Annotated in this window: 13 protein-coding genes; 7 read left to right on the top strand and 6 right to left on the bottom strand. The window is 68.7% G+C overall.

All coding sequences use genetic code 11. The features are described from left to right. Position 1: 1 nt before the first annotated feature. The 6 genes from AC3A4T_RS19830 to def form a co-directional block, all read right to left on the bottom strand. On the bottom strand, positions 2–817 hold the full coding sequence (locus tag AC3A4T_RS19830) for a glycosyltransferase family 2 protein (protein WP_487676958.1): 816 nt from the start codon (positions 815–817) through the stop codon (positions 2–4). A 202-nt stretch (positions 818–1019) separates the two neighbouring features. Next, on the bottom strand, positions 1020–2330 hold the full coding sequence (locus AC3A4T_RS19825; RefSeq protein ID WP_487676957.1) for an O-antigen ligase family protein: 1311 nt from the start codon (positions 2328–2330) through the stop codon (positions 1020–1022). Between the two features lie 19 nt (positions 2331–2349). Further along, entirely contained in the window at positions 2350–4116 is a 1767-nt protein-coding gene (locus AC3A4T_RS19820) for an ArnT family glycosyltransferase (protein ID WP_487676956.1), read from the bottom strand. Between the two features lie 76 nt (positions 4117–4192). Next, entirely contained in the window at positions 4193–5824 is a 1632-nt protein-coding gene (rsmB, locus tag AC3A4T_RS19815; protein WP_487676955.1) for a 16S rRNA (cytosine(967)-C(5))-methyltransferase RsmB, read from the bottom strand. Next, positions 5821–6750, bottom strand: coding sequence for a methionyl-tRNA formyltransferase (gene fmt, locus AC3A4T_RS19810; protein WP_487676954.1), 930 nt, complete (start codon positions 6748–6750; stop codon positions 5821–5823). Before fmt ends, rsmB begins: the two co-directional genes overlap by 4 nt. 179 nt (positions 6751–6929) lie before the next feature. Beyond that, complete coding sequence (gene def / locus AC3A4T_RS19805) at positions 6930–7442, bottom strand: peptide deformylase (protein WP_036105800.1); 513 nt, start codon at positions 7440–7442, stop codon at positions 6930–6932. Positions 7443–7601: 159 nt separating this feature from the next. Here def and AC3A4T_RS19800 point away from each other — a divergent pair, with 159 nt between their 5' ends. The 7 genes from AC3A4T_RS19800 (at position 7602) to AC3A4T_RS19770 (ending at position 17252) form a co-directional block, all read left to right on the top strand. Next, a complete protein-coding gene (locus AC3A4T_RS19800) occupies positions 7602–8756 on the top strand; it encodes a LysM peptidoglycan-binding domain-containing protein (RefSeq protein WP_487676953.1) in 1155 nt (384 codons plus the stop codon). Positions 8757–8854: 98 nt separating this feature from the next. Next, entirely contained in the window at positions 8855–10087 is a 1233-nt protein-coding gene (gene dprA / locus AC3A4T_RS19795) for a DNA-processing protein DprA (protein WP_487676952.1), read from the top strand. Between the two features lie 89 nt (positions 10088–10176). Continuing rightward, a complete protein-coding gene (locus AC3A4T_RS19790) occupies positions 10177–10665 on the top strand; it encodes a DUF494 family protein (protein WP_036105793.1) in 489 nt (162 codons plus the stop codon). 341 nt (positions 10666–11006) lie between these two features. Then, positions 11007–11822, top strand: coding sequence for a pilin (locus AC3A4T_RS19785; RefSeq protein WP_487676951.1), 816 nt, complete (start codon positions 11007–11009; stop codon positions 11820–11822). A 111-nt stretch (positions 11823–11933) separates the two neighbouring features. Further along, positions 11934–13076, top strand: a complete 1143-nt coding sequence (locus tag AC3A4T_RS19780) for an RDD family protein (protein WP_487676950.1) — start codon at positions 11934–11936, stop codon at positions 13074–13076. Positions 13077–13348: 272 nt separating this feature from the next. After that, complete coding sequence (locus tag AC3A4T_RS19775; RefSeq protein ID WP_487676949.1) at positions 13349–15868, top strand: DNA topoisomerase I; 2520 nt, start codon at positions 13349–13351, stop codon at positions 15866–15868. A gap of 388 nt (positions 15869–16256) precedes the next feature. After that, entirely contained in the window at positions 16257–17252 is a 996-nt protein-coding gene (locus AC3A4T_RS19770; RefSeq protein WP_487676948.1) for a lytic polysaccharide monooxygenase, read from the top strand. Positions 17253–17263: the final 11 nt, after the last annotated feature.

The following is a 17263-nucleotide window of genomic DNA, read 5'->3' as shown; positions in this document are numbered from 1 at the left end:
GTCAGCGATCAAGTCCGTGGCGCCGCAGCACCGTGCGCGCCTGTTCGATCGACGCGGGATTGCGCCGCATTTCGTAATAGCGGATGCGTTTGTACACCGCGTAGGCCGCGGCGACATGCGACACGATCAGGCCGCGCCATCCGTCGAGGATCGCCAGCCGCATCACGTAGTCGCGCAGGAACGCCGACAGATACACCAGCGGCGTCTGCCACATCCGCACCGGGCGGTTCTTGTCGTTCCAGTCCAGGCATTTGAGCTCGGCGTAGCGCAGCACCTTGAGGTGCTTGTGCGCCAGGGTCGGGTTGTGCGCGTGATCGAACGGCGCCTTGAAATCGACCGATTCGCCGTCCCAGCGCAGCGACTCGTGCACGCGCGCGTCGGTCCAGCGGGCGCGGCCGCGGTGATACAGCCGCGCCAGGCGCTCGCCGCGCATTGGCCGGTACCAGCGCATCGGCGCGCCCATGTAGGAGGTGCGTCGGCGCAGGATCGCGACCGCGGCCTGCGAGCTCAGCAACTCGGGCAGGCGCTCGCGCAGTTCTGCGCTCAACTCCGGCGTCAGCGATTCGTCGGCGTCGAGAAACAGGATCCAGTCGTGACGCGAATGCGAGGCGGCGGCGTTGCGTTGCGGGCCGAAGCCCAGCCAGTCCTGATGCACCACCCGCGCGCCGTGCGCCTGGGCGATGGCGACGGTGTCGTCGTCGCTGCCGCTGTCGATCACCAGCTTCTCGGCCGCGAACGGAACACTGTCGAGACAGGCCGCGATATTGGCCGCCTCGTTGTGAGTGATGACGATCAGGGAAAACGGCAGTTCAACCATGCCCGAATCATACCCGATGGGCGCAGGCCGCCAATCTCGACCCGGCCTCGTTACCGCGCCGGAATGCGCGGCGATTCAGGCCTGTGATCGCCTTTTGCAGCGGCCGATGCAGAACCGGGGCGCGGCGTTCAATGCAGCGCCAACGGCATGGCAGCGGCGGACTCACTCTCGATCGACACCGGCGAGGCAGGTCGGTAAAGCGTCACGCAAGCGCCGACTTGTGCCCCATCGCGACTTTGGCATCGCGGGCTTCGCGCAAGGCGAAACCGTACAGCGTGCCGATCGCCACCGCGTAGAACGACGCAATCAGCTGGTGCGCGAACATCGATTGAGTCAGGCCGCAGGCGAGATAGACCAGCACCAGCACCAGGCCGGCCAGCGCCGCGCTGCGCGCGCGTCCTGTCGGCAGCTCGCGCAGGCGCCGCGCGAACAAGAACAGCGGCAACAGATAAACGCCCAGGATCGCCAGCAGCCCCGGCACGCCCATGGTCGCCGCCCATTCGGGCACATCGCTGTGGGCATGACCGAGCCTGCACAGTCCGGGACGCGGCGTCGGCGGCTGGCATTGCGGCAGATCGCGCACCGCGCGGCCGAAACTGCCCACGCCGATGCCGGTGACCGGGTGCTCGGCGAAGGTTTCGCCGGCCAGCGACAGCAGCACCAGGCGTTCGCCCAGCGAAGATGCGGCGTCGCCTTCCATGTAGCGGTCGACGTCCGAGCGCAATTCCTCGATTCGGGTCTGCTCGGCCAGTGGCGGGATCCACCACGACGCGATCACCGCCAGCGCCAGCACCGCCAGCAAGCTCAGCAACAACTTGCGGGCGCGGCCGGCGCTGACCAGCAGGCCGATCACCAGCACCAGCGCCAGACCCGGCCAGATGCCGCGGCTGCCGCTCAGGGCCACCGCGCCGATACCGATCGCGCAGGCGACGGTCGTCCACAGCAACTCGCCCGGCGGACGGCAGAACACCGCCAGCACGATCAATGCGATCAAGGCGTCGGCGAACATGATCGCGTTGTCGGTCCAGCCCAGCGCGCGATCCACGCCGTTGCCCACCTGCCAGGCCGCGACCGCGAACGCGCCGACCAGCCCGGCCAGCGCCCCGGCCCACAGCCAGCGCCGCGAAGGCCGGTAGGCATAGACCATCAACGCGAAGAACGGCAGGGTCAGCAGGCGCAGCCGGTTGTCGACCTCGCGCCAGCGCACGTCGAAGACGAATTTCGAAAGCACCACCACCACCGTCACCGCCAGCACCAGCGCCAGCAACAGCCGCAGCGAACGGCCGATCTCGCGTTTGCCGCGCGCCAGCTGATCGGGCGCCATCAGCAGCGCGGCCAGGGCGAACGCGGTGAACGGGGTCAGCCCCCAGGGCGTGGAGATCAGCAGCGCCGGCAGGCAGAACAAGCCGATCTCGAGTACCCGCCGCGCCCTGCGCACGCGTGGCGATTCGGCGCTGGCGACAGCGGCCTCGGCGTGGGCGGTCGGATCGGGGCGCGATTCGGGCAAAGGCATTGGCGATGCGGGCACGGACTCAGTCCAGATCTGCTTTGTCTATCCCGCTGATCGCCGGCGCAGCGGAACAGGTGACCCGCGCCGAATACGGCACCAGCCACCAGTTGCGCCGGTTGGAAACGCCGACCTTGGCCTGGCTGCGATCGACGCAGTCGGGCACCGCCGGCTCCTGGATCAGCAGCCAGCGCCGCTGCGGCGACTGCGCCTGCCACGCCAGGCCCATCGCCAATTGCCGGTTCCACGGCACCGAGTAGCCGAAGTCCTTGGTCCCGGGCGGGCTCATCAGCATGTTCTGCACCCGCCACCCCACCAGGCCGAGCTCCGCGTCCGGCCCGATCGTGCGCGCGACCCGGGTCATCACGCCGCGAGCCGACGAGGCGTCGTTGAGAATCGGCGGAATCAGCAGGCCGTACAGCACCCACAGCCCGGCCAGGGTCGCGATCAGGCCGTGGTACGGCCGCTTCCAACCCGCCCACAGCAGGGCCGCCGTGCCCCACGCGCCGATCGCCAGCACCGCGACGGTCAGCTGGTGCGCGCCGTCGGTCAACTGACGCTCGACGATGAGACGCCGCTCGAAGCCCGGATCGCCGAACCACATCGCCAGGCCGACGCCGAGCGCGGTCAGGGTCAACGCGGCGGCGAAGGCGATCGCCAGCACCCGCAACGCGCGTCGGCGGATCAGCCCCGGCAACAGCGGCGCCAGCGCCAGGCACACCATCGGCAGCGCCGGCATGATGTAGACGTCGCGCTTGCCGGCGGGAATCGAGAAGAACACGATCACCAGCGCCCACCACACCAACGGCAGCAGATAGCGGCCGTCGAGCCGGCGCAGGCGCCTGCGCCAGGCCGGGATCGCCCACGGCAGCGCGAACATGGTCGGCAACCACATCGTCGCCATGACGCCGAAGTGGTACCAGACCGGCTGATGGTGGTCCCAGGAGCGCGAATAGCGTCCGGCGGTCTGCCGGAACAGGATGTCGTTGAGATAGGCCTGATGGGCCGGATCGCCGCTGGACAACACGCCCGCGACCATCGGCACGATCCACAGCGATACCGCCACCAGGAACGCCAGCGGGCCCAGCCAGAAACGCGGATTGCCGATGCCGGCGCGCACCGGCAAGCGCGTCCACGCCAACAGCCGCGCGCCGACGCCGCCCGGCGCCAGCGCGCCGTGCACCGGCCGCAGCACCGCCGCCAGCGCCACCGGCGCCAGCATCAGCAGTGCGATCACGCCGACGCCCTTGGTGATGGTGCCGATACCGGCGGCGAACCAGCCCACCACCCACCAGCGCCAGCTCGGGCCGGTCAGCAGATGCCGCAACAGGCCGTAATTGGCCAGGGTGATCCAGAACACCACCGACGGATCGATCTGCGCCTTCTTGCCCTGGAAGACGAACTGCACGGTGATCAGCAAGGCCCAGCCCGCGTACAGGCCGACCCGCGGCGTCCACAGGCGCCGGCCCAGATCGACCACGCACCACAGCGTGCCCAGCGCCGCCAGCAGCGACGGCAGCAGAAACGCGATGCGCCAGTTGCCGGTCAGCAGGTAAGAGACCGCCTGGGTCCACATGAACAACGGCGGCTTGTCCGAATACAGCTCGATGCCGCGATGCGGGAACAGCCACACCCCGGTGTCGACCATCTGCTTGGCGACCAGGGCGAAGCGCGGTTCGTCGGTGGGCCACGGATCGCGCAGGCCCAGACCGGCGACGAGCACCAGCGAGGCGACGACCCAGAACAACCACAGATGTCGCTGGGTGGCTCGATTGAATGCGGTGATAGGCATGGCGCGGATGATACCCAACGAACTCGAAACCAGTGCGGGGCGGCGCCATCGACGGCGCCGGCTGCTTACGGTGCACTCATCCTGGGCGCGCGGCGCGGTCGAGCGGCGAACGGCGAAGGCGCGCGTAGAAAAATCCGTCGCCGTCGTCCTCGCCGGGCAGGCGCTGGCGGCCGACCTCGCGATCATGGCCGTAGCGCGCGTCGAGCGCCTCGCTGCGCGCATCCGGGGTGCGGGCGAGGAACGCGCGCACCTGGGCCTCGTTCTCCTCCTGCAGAATCGAGCAGGTCGCATAGACCAGCACGCCGTCGGGCGCGACGGTGTGCCACAACGCATCCAGCAGGCGTGCCTGCAGCACAGTAAGCGCAGCAATGTCGGATTCGCGTCGGTGCAGGACCACGTCGGGCTGACGACGCACGATGCCGGTCGCCGAGCACGGCGCGTCCAGCAGAACCGCATCGAACGGCCGGCCGTCCCACCACGCGTCCAGCTCGGCCGCGTCGGCGGCGAGCAGTTCGACCCGATCGACGAACCCCTGCCGGACCAGACCGCTGCGCACCCGCTGCAAGCGCTGCGCGTCGATGTCGAGCGCGGTCAGCCGCAACGAGGCGTCGCGTTCGAGCAGGTGCGCGCTCTTGCCGCCGGGCGCGGCGCAGGCGTCGAGCACGCGTGCGCCCGGCGCGGGCGACAGGGCGTCGGCGACCAGTTGCGCGGACAGGTCCTGGATCGAGACCAGACCCTCTGCGAAGCCCGGCAGCGTCGAGACCGGCACCGCCGCATCCAGTCGCAGCGCTTCGGCCGGCGCGGCCGGCGCCATGCTCTGAATGCCCGCCTCGGCGAGCTGGGCGCGATAGTCCTCGCGTCCGACCCGTGCGGCGTTGACCCGCAGCCACATCGGCGGCGCGATCGCGCTGTTGGCCAGGATCGCGTCGAAGTGCTCGGGCCATTGCTTACGCAGCAGGCCGCGCAACCAGCTGGGCCAATGCGAATGGCGCGGGTCGGTGGCCGGCAGGCCATCGCGCTGGGCGCGGCGCAGCAGCGCGTTGACCAGTCCGGCCTGATGCTTGCGGCCGAGAACGCGGGTCGCTTCGACCGTCGCGGCGAGCGCGGCGTGCGCGGGCAATTGCAGCGGATCGAGCTGGGCCAGCCCGGCGAACAGCAAGGCGCGCAGTTCGCCGTCGCGGCGCGACAGCGCGCGCGGCATCCACGCCTCGAGCGCGGCCTCGTACCGCAACGGCTGGCGCAGCACCGCGAAACACATCGCCTCGACCAGGGCGCGATCGCGCGGGTCGGGCAAGGTCGGCAGCGCGGTGGCGAGTTCGGCCTTCAGCGAGCGGCCGCGATGCAGCACCGCATCGAGCACGCGCGCGGCGACCGCGCGCGGCTGCGCGCCGGGCAGCAACGGCGGCGGCGCGGGCCGGGCGGGAACAGGTTTGCCGGCGTCGCCTTGCGCGCGGCGCGGCGGCGCGCTACGAGGCCGATCGCCGGCACGCGGGGCGGCGCCATATGGCGACTTAGCCGCCGCCGGCTTTCCGACAGCCTGCTGTCCGCCAGCCGACTTCGCCCGATAGGCCTTGGTGCCGCCGGGCTTGGCCGCACCCGCCGTCGCATCGGCCTCGCCGCGCGGGCCACGCGCGTCCGCCGGTCCATCGACGCCACGCCCGCCTTGCGGCCCACGTGGACCTTTCGGCGGCGGAGTCGATTCGCTCATGCGCCGCGCGCCGCGATCAGATCGCGCCGGCCGTTCAAGTAATCGGCCGCGGTGATCGCCTTGCCGCCGTCGCGCTGCAGCACGCGCACGCGCAAGGCGCCGACGCCGCAGGCGATGTCGATGCCGTCGCGACCGGCCAGCAGCACCGTGCCGGGCTCGGCGCGATGCTCCAGCGGCAACGCGATCGCGCCGTGGATGCGCACGCGCTCTCCGGCGATCAATGCATCGGCCATCGGCCAGGGATTGAATGCGCGCACCTTGTTGGCCAACGCGGTCGCGCTGTGGCTCCAGTCCAGCCGCGCCTCGGCCTTGTCGAGTTTATGCGCGTAGGTCACGCCGGCCTCGGGTTGAATCCACGGCCGCGGGAACAGCTCCGCGCGCGCCAGGCCCAGGCCGTCGCCGAGCACTTCCGCGCCGAGTTCGCTGAGCCGGTCGTGCAACTGCCCGCCGGTCTCGTTGTCTCCGATCGACAGCTTGGCCTGCAGCAGCACCGGGCCGCTATCGAGGCCCTTCTCCATCTGCATCAGGCACACGCCGGTCTCGGCGTCGCCGGCCTCGATCGCGCGCTGGATCGGCGCGGCGCCGCGCCAACGCGGCAGCAGCGAGGCATGCACGTTCCAGCAACCGTAGGTCGGAATATCGAGCACCGACTGCGGCAGGATCAAACCGTAGGCGACCACGATCATCAGGTCCGGCTGCAACGCGCGCAACGCCTCGCGCGCGGCGCGGGTCTTGAAGTTTTCCGGCTGAAACACCGGTATCCCGCGCAGCAGCGCCTCGCGCTTGACCGGCGAAATCGACAACTCGCGGCCGCGTCCGGCCGGACGATCGGGCTGGGTGTACACGCCCACCACCTCGCCGCGTTGCGCGGCCGCGCGCAGGCTCGGTACGGCGAAGTCGGGGGTACCGGCGAAGATCAGGCGCATAGGGGCGGGGATTCGGGATTGGAGATTCGGGATTCGCAAAAGCGCTGCGCGCAGTTTGCGGTCTCACAGCACAGACGTGGTCACAACGGCGATCCGAAAGAGACGAAAACCGACGCCACGACCCGACCGCGCCGAAACGCTCTTTCGAATCCCGAATCCCGATTCCCGAATCCCGGCCGTTAAGCCGACTGCCGCCGCTGCTTGGCCAGCTTCTTGCGCACCATCTCGCGCTTGAGCGGCGAGAGGTAGTCGACGAACAGCTTGCCGTCGAGGTGATCCATCTCGTGCTGGATGCACACCGCGAGCAGGCCGTCGGTGCTCAGCTCGAACGGCTGGCCGTCGCGGCCGATCGCCTGCACGGTGATTTCGTTGGCGCGGGTCACGTCGGCGAAGATGCCCGGCACCGACAGGCAGCCTTCCTGGTAGACCTGCTCGCCGGATTTAGCGACGATCTGCGGGTTGACGAACACCAGCGGCCGGTCTTTCTCTTCCGACACGTCGATGACCATGAACCGCTGATGCACGTCGACCTGGCTCGCCGCGAGGCCGATGCCGGGGCATTCGTACATGGTCTGGAACATATCGTCGAGCAACTGCTGGAATGCAGGCGACGTTACGTGAGAGGCTTCCACCGGCACCGCTTTGGTCCGCAGGCGGGGGTCGGGAAATTCGAGGATGGGGAGCAGGGCCATGGGCGTCAAAAATGGGGGCGTGGGTCACATACGCAAGCTTTGGTTGCATTGTACCCCCGTTATAGGCTGTAAATGCCTGCTAGTGTTCGCAACTCTTGGGCTATAGTCCGGGTGCCCGCAGAGGGCAAACCTGGAAGGGGAATCAGGTAGATGGCCGCCATGTTTAAACCTATCCGTGCGGTTTTTACCGCAGCGTTGCTGACTGTTGCCACATACGCCCTCGCGGCGGAAATGCGTGGCGACCACCCCAACACCTATACGGTGAAACGGGGTGACACCCTGTGGGACATTTCCGCGCGCTTCTTGAAGAAGCCGTGGCTGTGGCCGGAAATCTGGCAAGCCAACCCGCAGATCAAGAATCCACACCTCATCTATCCCGGTGACGTGATCTCGCTGGCCTACCTCGACCGCGTCGCCGCGGCCCAGGTCCAGCCCGGTCCGCGCCAGGAAGCGCCGCTCACCGGCGTGCCGTTGTCGGAAATCGAGCCGTTCCTGAAGAACCTGCGCGTGGTCGACGACTTCGAACAGCTGCCCTATGTGGTCGGCCTCGAGGAAGACCGCCTGCGGGTGACCCAGGGCCAGGCCGCCTACGTCAAGGGCCTGACCGACCAGAGCCCGGGCACCCGTTACGCCGTGGTCCGTCCGACCCAGCGCTACACCCGCCTGGACCGCGTCGCCTGCTGCGACATCATGCGCGCGGCCGACCTCGACTACCGCGGCAAGCGCACGGTCGACTTCGACGCGATCTGGACCGACGTGGTGGTGCCCGACAAGGGCCGCGAACTGCTCGGCTACGAGCTGCTGCAGGTCGCCACCGGCACGCTCAGCCGCGGCGCCGTCGGCGGCATGCAGGCCTCGACCCTGGTGATCGACGACACCGGCCGCGAAATCCGCGTCGGCGACCGCCTGATTCCGGTCCAGGCCCAGCCCTACGACCTGCAGTTCTTCCCGCATCCGCCCAAGGCCCAGTTCGACTACGGTCGCGCCCAGGTGCTGTCGGTCGCCGATCTGGTCAAGAACGGCGGTCCGCGCGACGTAATCGCGCTGTCGGTCGGCTCCAAGGACGGCATCGACAACGGCACCGTGTTCTCGACCTGGCGCGTAGGCACCAGCCAGCCCGACCGGGTCAAGGTCGGTCCGGACCGCGCCGAGGACCTGTTCGGCAAGCATTCGCGGGTTCGCCTGCCCGACGAGTTCTCCGGCCACGCGATGGTGTTCCGCACCTTCGACAAGGTCAGCTACGCCTTGATCATGGACGGCGTGCGTCCGACCAAGGTCGGCTACGAGCTCAAGCACCCCGACTCGTCGTACTGAGTCCGGCGAAGTCGCGCGGCCACTGCCGCGGGCTTTTCCTACAGCACCACGCGACGGCGCCTTCGGGCGCCGTCGTCGTTTGCGGGCTAGGCTGGGGCATGAACCAGACCGATGCCGACATCACCGGCGAAAACGCCCTCGCCCTGCTGAGCCTGATCGACGCCGGCGGCGCGGCGGCGCCGCGACGGCTGCTGCTCGAGCAACACGGCAGCGCCGCGGCCGTGCTGGCGGCCGGGCCGCGCGCGTGGCGGGCGGCTGAACTGTCGGAAAAGCAGATCGACCGCCTGCGCACGCCGCAGGCCGAGACCCTGGACCGCGCCAGCCGCTGGCTGAGCGACCCCAATCACCACCTGATCGAGTGGAACCATCCCGACTACCCGCCGCTGCTGCGGCGCGTGTCCAGCCCACCGCTGGCGCTGTTCGTGGTCGGCGAACCGGCCTTGCTGTGGCATCCGTCGGTGGCCGTGGTCGGCAGCCGCTCGCCGACCCCGGCCGGCAGCGACAACGCCGCCGATTTCGCCCGCGCCCTGGCCCGCAGTGGCCTGGCGGTGATCAGCGGCCTGGCCGCGGGCATCGACACCGCCGCGCACCGCGCCGCCCTGGACGCCGGCGGGCTCACCGTGGCCGTGCTCGGCACCGGCCCCGATGTCGCCTACCCGCGCAGCAACGCCGAGTTGCTGGCGCGAATCGGCCAACTCGGCGCGGTGGTCAGCGAGCACCTGCCCGGCACTCAGGCCCGGCCCGAGCATTTCCCCAGCCGCAACCGGATCCTGGCCGGGCTCAGCCTGGGCACCCTGGTGATCGAGGCGGCCGAGCGCTCCGGCGCGCTGATCACCGCGCGCCTGGCCAGCGAATGCGGGCGCGAGGTGTTCGCGGTGCCCGGTTCGATCCACAACCCGCTCGCGCGCGGCTGCCACCGGCTGATCCGCGAGGGCGCCGGGCTGGTCGAAAGCGCCCACGAAGTGACCGCGGCCTTAGCGCCTTTGGCGGCCGAACTGGCCGACGGCTTGCGCAGGCGCCTGGGCGTCCCCACTACATCGGGCCATGCCAGCGACGAGGCGACGCCCCCGGCGGATTACGCCGGCCACGCGAGCGTCACACACGACGATCACGATGGCCGCGACAGCAGTTCCGGAGCGCCGCCGCACGCCGAATACGCCGATCCCGACTACCAGCGCTTGTGGAATGCGCTGGGTTACGACCCCACCGGTATGGATCGCCTGGTCGATCGCACCGGATTGACGATCGCCGAACTGTCCTCCATGCTGCTGGTCATGGAGCTTGAGGGTCGCGTCGCGGCGCTGCATGGCCGTTACTTCCGCAACCGCTGAATCCGAATCGGCATCGATCTGCCGGCGGGTCATTCGGTCAATCAGCAACTCCTGACCCACCGCGCCGCATGCGGCGCAGGCCGAGGGAAATGAAAGAGAGCATCCTGGACGTCCTGCTGTACCTGTTCGAGCATTACTTCACCGACGATGCGGACCTTGTCCGCGACCGCGATTCGCTCCGCAGCGGCCCCCTGTTCGATGAATTGGGTCAGGCCGGTTTCAGCCCCGCCGAGATCAACAAAGCCATCGAATGGCTCGATGCGCTGGCCCAGCAACGGCCCAGCGTCAACGCGCCGCGCGTGGGCGGACCGACCCGGATCTATTTCGGCCCGGAACTCGACAAGCTCGATGTCGAATGCCGCGGCTTCCTGCTGTTCCTGGAACAGCACGGCATCCTCGATGCCGATCAGCGCGAACTCGTGCTGGATCGGGCGATGGCGCTGGACCAGGAGGAACTCGACCTGGACGACCTGAAATGGGTCGTGCTGATGGTCCTGTTCAACCAGCCCGGCTCCGAGGCGGCGTACGCCTGGATGGAAACCCAGATGTTCGCCGACGAGCCCGAACCGGTGCATTGACCCCGCTCGCGCCGGCCGTCTGACGCCGGCGCGCAGCCCTCGCCGCGCCGGCCCTGCCGGCGTGGCGGCAGCGATCCGGCGCGCCTCGCGCCGCGCTTACCGAGCCTCCCAGACCTCCCCATCCGGCCCTCGCGTGCCGCCGTTCATCGCCGAGCGCGTACCGCCGCTGCGGTCTGCGTCACGTTTTCCCCTCTCCGTGCTAGTTTCTTGCGTCTCGCGCATGCCCCCGGGGCGGCGGCGCGGCAGCATGCCATCATCCGCGAGACCACCCCGCCGGGTCCGGTCCGCCGCCACGATGGCCTTCACCACACAGGGACGATCGCAAGATCAGGGGGAACGACATGACGAACTGGTACTACCACGACGCAGCCCAGGGCCGCGTCGGTCCGATCGACGCCGACGCGCTGCGCGGCCATTTCCGCGAAGGCCGCATCCAGCGCGACACCTTGCTGTGGCGCGAGGGCCTGCGCGAATGGCAGCCGCTGGAACGCTTGTCGGCCGAGTTGGGCCTGGACGGCGACCTGCTGTCCTCGACCCCGCGCCCGCCCGCGCCGCCGCCGTTGCCGCCCGGCGCCAACGACGCGCCGGCCTACTCGGCGCCCGCCTATTCGGCTGGCCCGGGCTCGAATGGCCCGGGGCCGTCCGTCGGCGCCAACCCCGCCGACGCCGCGGCCGCGGCCGCGCATTTCAACCGCCGCCCGGCCGCGCCGCCGCCGCGCAAGGGCCTGTCGGGCTGCATGATCGTGCTCATCGTGCTGGCCGTTCTGGCGATCCCGGTGATCGGCATACTGGCCGCGATCGCCCTGCCGGCCTACCAGGACTACACCTTCCGCACCAAGGTCGCTCAGGCCGTGGCGGTCGCCGGCAGCCACAAGATCGCGGTCGCCGAGTACGTGCAGTCCAACGAGGCCTGCCCGGGCAACGACAGCGAAGGCTTCCAGCCCGCCGCCGACTACGCCGACACCTACATCGCCGGGATCAGCTTCGGCCATCTCACCGAGAACGGTAATTGCGCGATCCAGGTCGAACTGCGCGGCATCGACGGCAGGATCGACGGCAAGCACATCGTGCAGTCGTACGACCCGTCCAGCCACGAATGGAGCTGCACTTCGGACATCGAAAAGCGCGCGGTCCTGCCGATGCAGTGCCGCGACTGAGCCCGGCGCCGGCGCGCGATCGCGCGCGCCGGCGCATCGCGACGGCAGTCGGTGGCATCATGCGGGGCATTGCGGCCCCGCAGCCGGGCCCACGACCGCCAGAGACTCGCGATGACCCAGTGGTACTACAGCGACAACGAACGTAACCGGCACGGACCGCTGGACGGCGCGCAGATGATCGAGCGCCACGGTCGCGGCGAGTTGGGTCCCGATACCCTGGTGTGGCGCGACGGCCTGCCGCAATGGCAGCCGTGGCGCGATCTGGCCGGCGAACTGGTCGCCGACCCCGGCTTCAACGCCGCGCCCGACCCGGCCCAGGTCCTGTCCGAGCGGGTCGACAGCGTGGTCGGTCATGCCGTCGCCGACGCCCATGAGCGCGCCGACGACGCGGTCGACGCGGCCGCTCCGCGCAACCCGGCCGGCACCGCCGCGCCGCTTCAGGACTCGCCCGCGGCGAGTTCCGCGCACGCTTTTCAGACCCAACCGACTTCGGCCAATCTCGGCGATAGCGCAGCGTTCACCCCGGTTTCGTCAGCGAAACTGAGCGACACCTACACCCCCGCGCGGGCCCTCGACGAACCCGATTCGCCGTACGCCGCGCCGCGCGCCGGCGTCGCCGAGGACATGTCGGTGGTGCTGGGCCATGAGGTGGTCTATGCCGGGTTCTGGAAGCGCCTGGCCGCGTACATGATCGACGGCCTGCTGGTCACCATCACTTATTACGCGGTCAACACCGTGCTGGTGCTCGGCGGCATGGTCGCGTTCGGCGCCGCCAGCGGGTTCGATTCGGCCAAGTGGCTGACCAGCGGCGCCGACAGCATGTTCATCCTGTACACGGTGCTGTCGTACGTGCTGATGGGCGCGATCAGCCTGAGCTACTACGCCGGGTTCGAGTCGTCCTCGATGCAGGCCACCCTGGGCAAGCTCGCGGTCGGGATCAAGGTGGTCGACGCGAACGGCCAGCGGCTCAGCCGCGGGCGCGCGATCGGCCGCTGGTTCGCGGCCATGCTGTCCTATCTGAGCCTGTACGTGGGCTACCTGATGATCGCCTTCACCGACCGCAAGCAGGGCCTGCACGACATGGTCGCCAAGACCCAGGTGGTCGACCGTTGGGCCTACACTGCGCGCCCGGAACTGCAGAACCGGACCCTGGGCACAGTGGCGCTGGTGATCCTGATCCTGGCCGGCCTGATCTGGGCCGCGGTGGTCGGCGTGCTGCTGGTCGCGGTGGGATTCGCTGCCTTCTCGAGCTGAGTCGCAACGCGCTGGCAGCTGAACAGGACACAATTCATCACACCTTCTTCAAGCAATTGAGTGCCACTTTATTGGCGGTTCCGAGGGGCCGAGCTTGACAGCTCCGCCCGGCTCGTGATTCCACTAGAAAGAGGAAACCTGAACGCCCGCCGCTGAACGCTGCGGGCGTCGCCTTCTTAAACCTTCGCAGCGCCGGGCCCGTTCCGACGCTGCCCGCCGCAACAGAACACGCTGTCGAGCAGGCGCCCCGCCCCGGGCCCTGCGGAGTACCAATGGCCAAGAACCTCCTCATCGTCGAGTCGCCCGCCAAGGCCAAGACGATCAACAAGTACCTCGGCAAGGACTTCACCGTCCTGGCCTCCTACGGCCATGTCCGCGACCTGGTGCCGAAAGAGGGCGCGGTCGATCCCGACAATCACTTCGCGATGGACTACGCCGTCATCGAGAAGAACGAAAAACACGTGGACGCGATCGCCAAGGCCGCCAAGAGCGCCGACAACGTGTTTCTGGCGACCGACCCGGACCGAGAGGGCGAAGCGATCAGCTGGCACATCGGCGAGATCCTGCGCGAGCGCGGCCTGCTGGAAGGCAAGCCGCTGCAGCGGGTGGTGTTCACCGAAATCACCCCGCGCGCGATCAAGGAGGCGATGAGCCATCCGCGCGAGATCGCCAGCGACCTGGTCGATGCGCAGCAGGCCCGCCGCGCGCTCGACTACCTGGTCGGCTTCAATCTGTCGCCGGTGTTGTGGCGCAAGGTCCAGCGCGGCCTGTCCGCCGGCCGCGTGCAGTCGCCGGCGCTGCGCATGATCGTCGAGCGCGAAGAGGAAATCGAAGCCTTCGTGGCCCGCGAGTACTGGTCGATCGAGGCCGAGTGCGCGCATCCGCAGCAGGCCTTCACCGCCAAGCTCAACAAGCTCGACGGCAAGAAGTTCGAGCAGTTCACCATCACCGAGGGCGACAGCGCCGAGGCCGCGCGCAAGCGCATCGTCGCCGCCGCCAACGGCGCGCTGCAGGTGACCGACGTCACCAGCAAGGAACGCAAGCGCCGCCCGGCCGCGCCGTTCACCACCTCGACCCTGCAGCAGGAAGCCTCGCGCAAGCTCGGCTTCACCACCTCGCGGACCATGCGCGTGGCGCAGAAGCTGTACGAGGGCATGGCGCTCGGCGACGAGGGCACGGTCGGCCTGATCAGCTACATGCGTACCGACTCGGTGAGCCTGTCGCAGGAAGCGGTGGCCGAAATCCGCGACGTGATCGCGCGCGACTTCGGCACCAAGGCGCTGCCGGACAAGCCCAACACCTACCAGACCAAGTCGAAGAACGCGCAGGAAGCGCACGAAGCGATCCGTCCGACCTCGGCGCTGCGCACGCCGGCGCAGGTCGCGCGTTTCCTCGACGACGACGGCCGCCGCCTGTACGAACTGATCTGGAAGCGCGCGGTCGCCTCGCAGATGGTGCCGGCCACGCTCAACACCGTCAGCGTCGATCTCGCCGCCGGTTCCGAACACAGCTTCCGCGCCTCGGGCACGACCGTGATCGATCCGGGCTTCCTCGCCGTGTACGAGGAAGGCAAGGACGCGAAGGCCGCCGAGGACGAAGACGAAGGCCGCAAGCTGCCGCTGATGAAGACCGGCGACCGCATCCCGGTCGACCGCATCCACGCCGACCAGCACTTCACCGAGCCGCCGCCGCGCTTCTCGGAAGCGTCCTTGGTCAAGACGCTCGAGGAATACGGCATCGGCCGTCCCTCGACCTACGCCTCGATCATCCAGACCTTGTTGTTCCGCAAGTACGTCGAACTCGACAGCCGCCGCTTCCGTCCCAGCGACGTCGGCCGCGCGGTGTCGAAGTTCCTGTCCGGCCATTTCACCCAGTACGTCGACTACGACTTCACCGCCAAGCTCGAGGACGAGCTCGATGCGGTGTCGCGCGGCGAAGAGGACTGGGTGCCGCTGATGGAGCGCTTCTGGGGCCCGTTCAAGCAATTGGTCGAGGACAAGAAGGAATCGGTCGATCGCAACGAAGCCACCGGCGCGCGCGAACTGGGCACCGATCCCAAGAGCGGCAAGCCGGTAAGCGTGCGCCTGGGCCGCTACGGGCCGTATGCGCAGATCGGCACCGCCGAGGACGAGGACAAGCCGACCTTCGCGTCGCTGCGTCCGGGCCAGAGCATGCACACGATTTCGCTCGAGGATTCGCTCGAGCTGTTCAAGCTGCCGCGCAAGCTGGGTCTGGACAAGGACGAGGAAGTCAGCGTCGGCGTCGGCCGTTTCGGCCCGTTCGCCAAGCGCGGCAGCGTGTACGCCTCGCTGAAGAAGGAAGACGATCCGTACACGATCGACCTGGCGCGCGCGGTGTTCCTGATCGAAGAGAAGGAAGAGATCGCGCGCAACCGGATCATCAAGGAATTCGACGGCAGCGACATCCAGGTGCTCAACGGCCGCTTCGGTCCGTACATCAGCGACGGCAAGCTCAACGGCCGCATCCCGAAGGATCGCGAACCCGCGTCGCTGACCCTGGAGGAAGTGGTCAAGCTGATGGAGGAAACCGGCAAGCCGATGCGCGGCCGTTTCGGCAAGAAGACCGCGGCCAAGAAAGAACCGGCCAAGAAGGCGGCGAAGAAAGCCGCCAAGAAGGTCGTGAGCGCCGACGGCGAGGCCAAGGCACCGGCGAAGAAGGCCGCGGCCAAGAAGGCGCCGGCGAAAAAGGCCACCAAGAAAGTCGCCAAGAAGACCGCGACCAAGAAAGCCGCGAAGAAGGTCGTCAAGAAGGCCGTGGCGAAAACCGCCTGATGGCTCGACCGCCGCGGTAAGCGGCGATAGAGGCCGACGAGTGAGGAACGGGCGCCGGTTTCGGCGCCCGTTTCGTTTGCGCGCAGGCCCGCGCGCCCGACGCGCCGCAGCAAACGCCAGCGACACGGTGTCGCAGCCACGCGGTCAAGCCGTGACGCCGCTTCCGCTTTCGCATCGCCGCCGCGACCACACGCCCGCGCATGTCGCCGCCAGCGACCGCTCGCACAGATTCAGCCTGCCCCGGCCACTAGGATCGGCCCACATCGCGGGCCGGTCCATGGATCGAAGCCCGACTCAGACGCGATCCAAATCGCGCGCGCATCACGACCAGCACGAAGACCTGTTCCCTGGGGGGTGTCTTTCACCTATCCCATCGACAGGAGTCGTCATGACCCGCGCCACTCGTATTTCCCTGCTCTCCGCCGCCGTCGCTTTGTGCGCGGCCGCCCTGCCGGTGTCCTCGGCCTTCGCCCACGGCACCTTCGTCAATCCGCAAAGCCGGATCTACAAGTGCTACCTGGGCAATAAAGAGAATCCCGCCGATCCGGCCTGCCGCGCCGCCTGGGCGGTCGCCGGTTCGCAGCTGTTCTACGACTGGAACGGCATCAACCAGGCCAACGCCAACAGCAACCATCGCGCCGTGGTGCCCGACGGCAAGCAGTGCAGCGGCAACAACCCGACTTTCCGCGGCCTGGATGTGATCCGCAGCGATTGGCAGACCAGCAACGTGCGTTCGGGATCGAGCTACACCTTCACCTTCTACGCGACCGCGCCGCACGCGACCAAGGACTGGACCTTCTTCGTCACCCCGCAGGGCTGGAACCCGAACACGGCGCTGCGCTGGAACGACCTGCAGCAGTTCTGCAAGACCGGCCCGGTGCCGCTGTCGAGCGGCAACAACTACCACATCACCTGCACCCTGCCGGCGCGCAGCGGCCGCCACGTGATCTACAACACCTGGCAGCGCTCGGATTCGACCGAAGCGTTCTACACCTGCATGGACGTCAACTTCACCAACTCGGTCGCCGATGCGAAGTCGCCGTGGCGCGAGTCGGGCAACGTCAACGTGGTCAACGACTACCCGGTCGGCACCGCGGTGACCCTGCGCGTGTTCAACCCCGACGGCAGCGACGCGGAGAAGATCGAAACCGTGCTGCGCGAAGGCGAAACCTCGATCGTCGCGTGGCCGCGGCGGGTCGCCGAACAGGTCAACGCGCGCGCCAGGTTCGCCCGCATCGGCGAGCAGCGCGGCGGCCAGGTGCAGGCGAAGGACGGCCCGGGCAATCGCGTGTACCTCAGCGGCAATCGTTCCTACGCCTTCGACGTGCGTCTGCCCGCGTCGGCCAAGCCGTTCGCCGACGAACACGCGCATCACGATCACTGAGATCGCGCTGA

It is taken from the genome of Lysobacter sp. Soil_N_51, from assembly GCF_057655755.1.
This window is presented reverse-complemented; position numbering and strand designations above follow the sequence as displayed.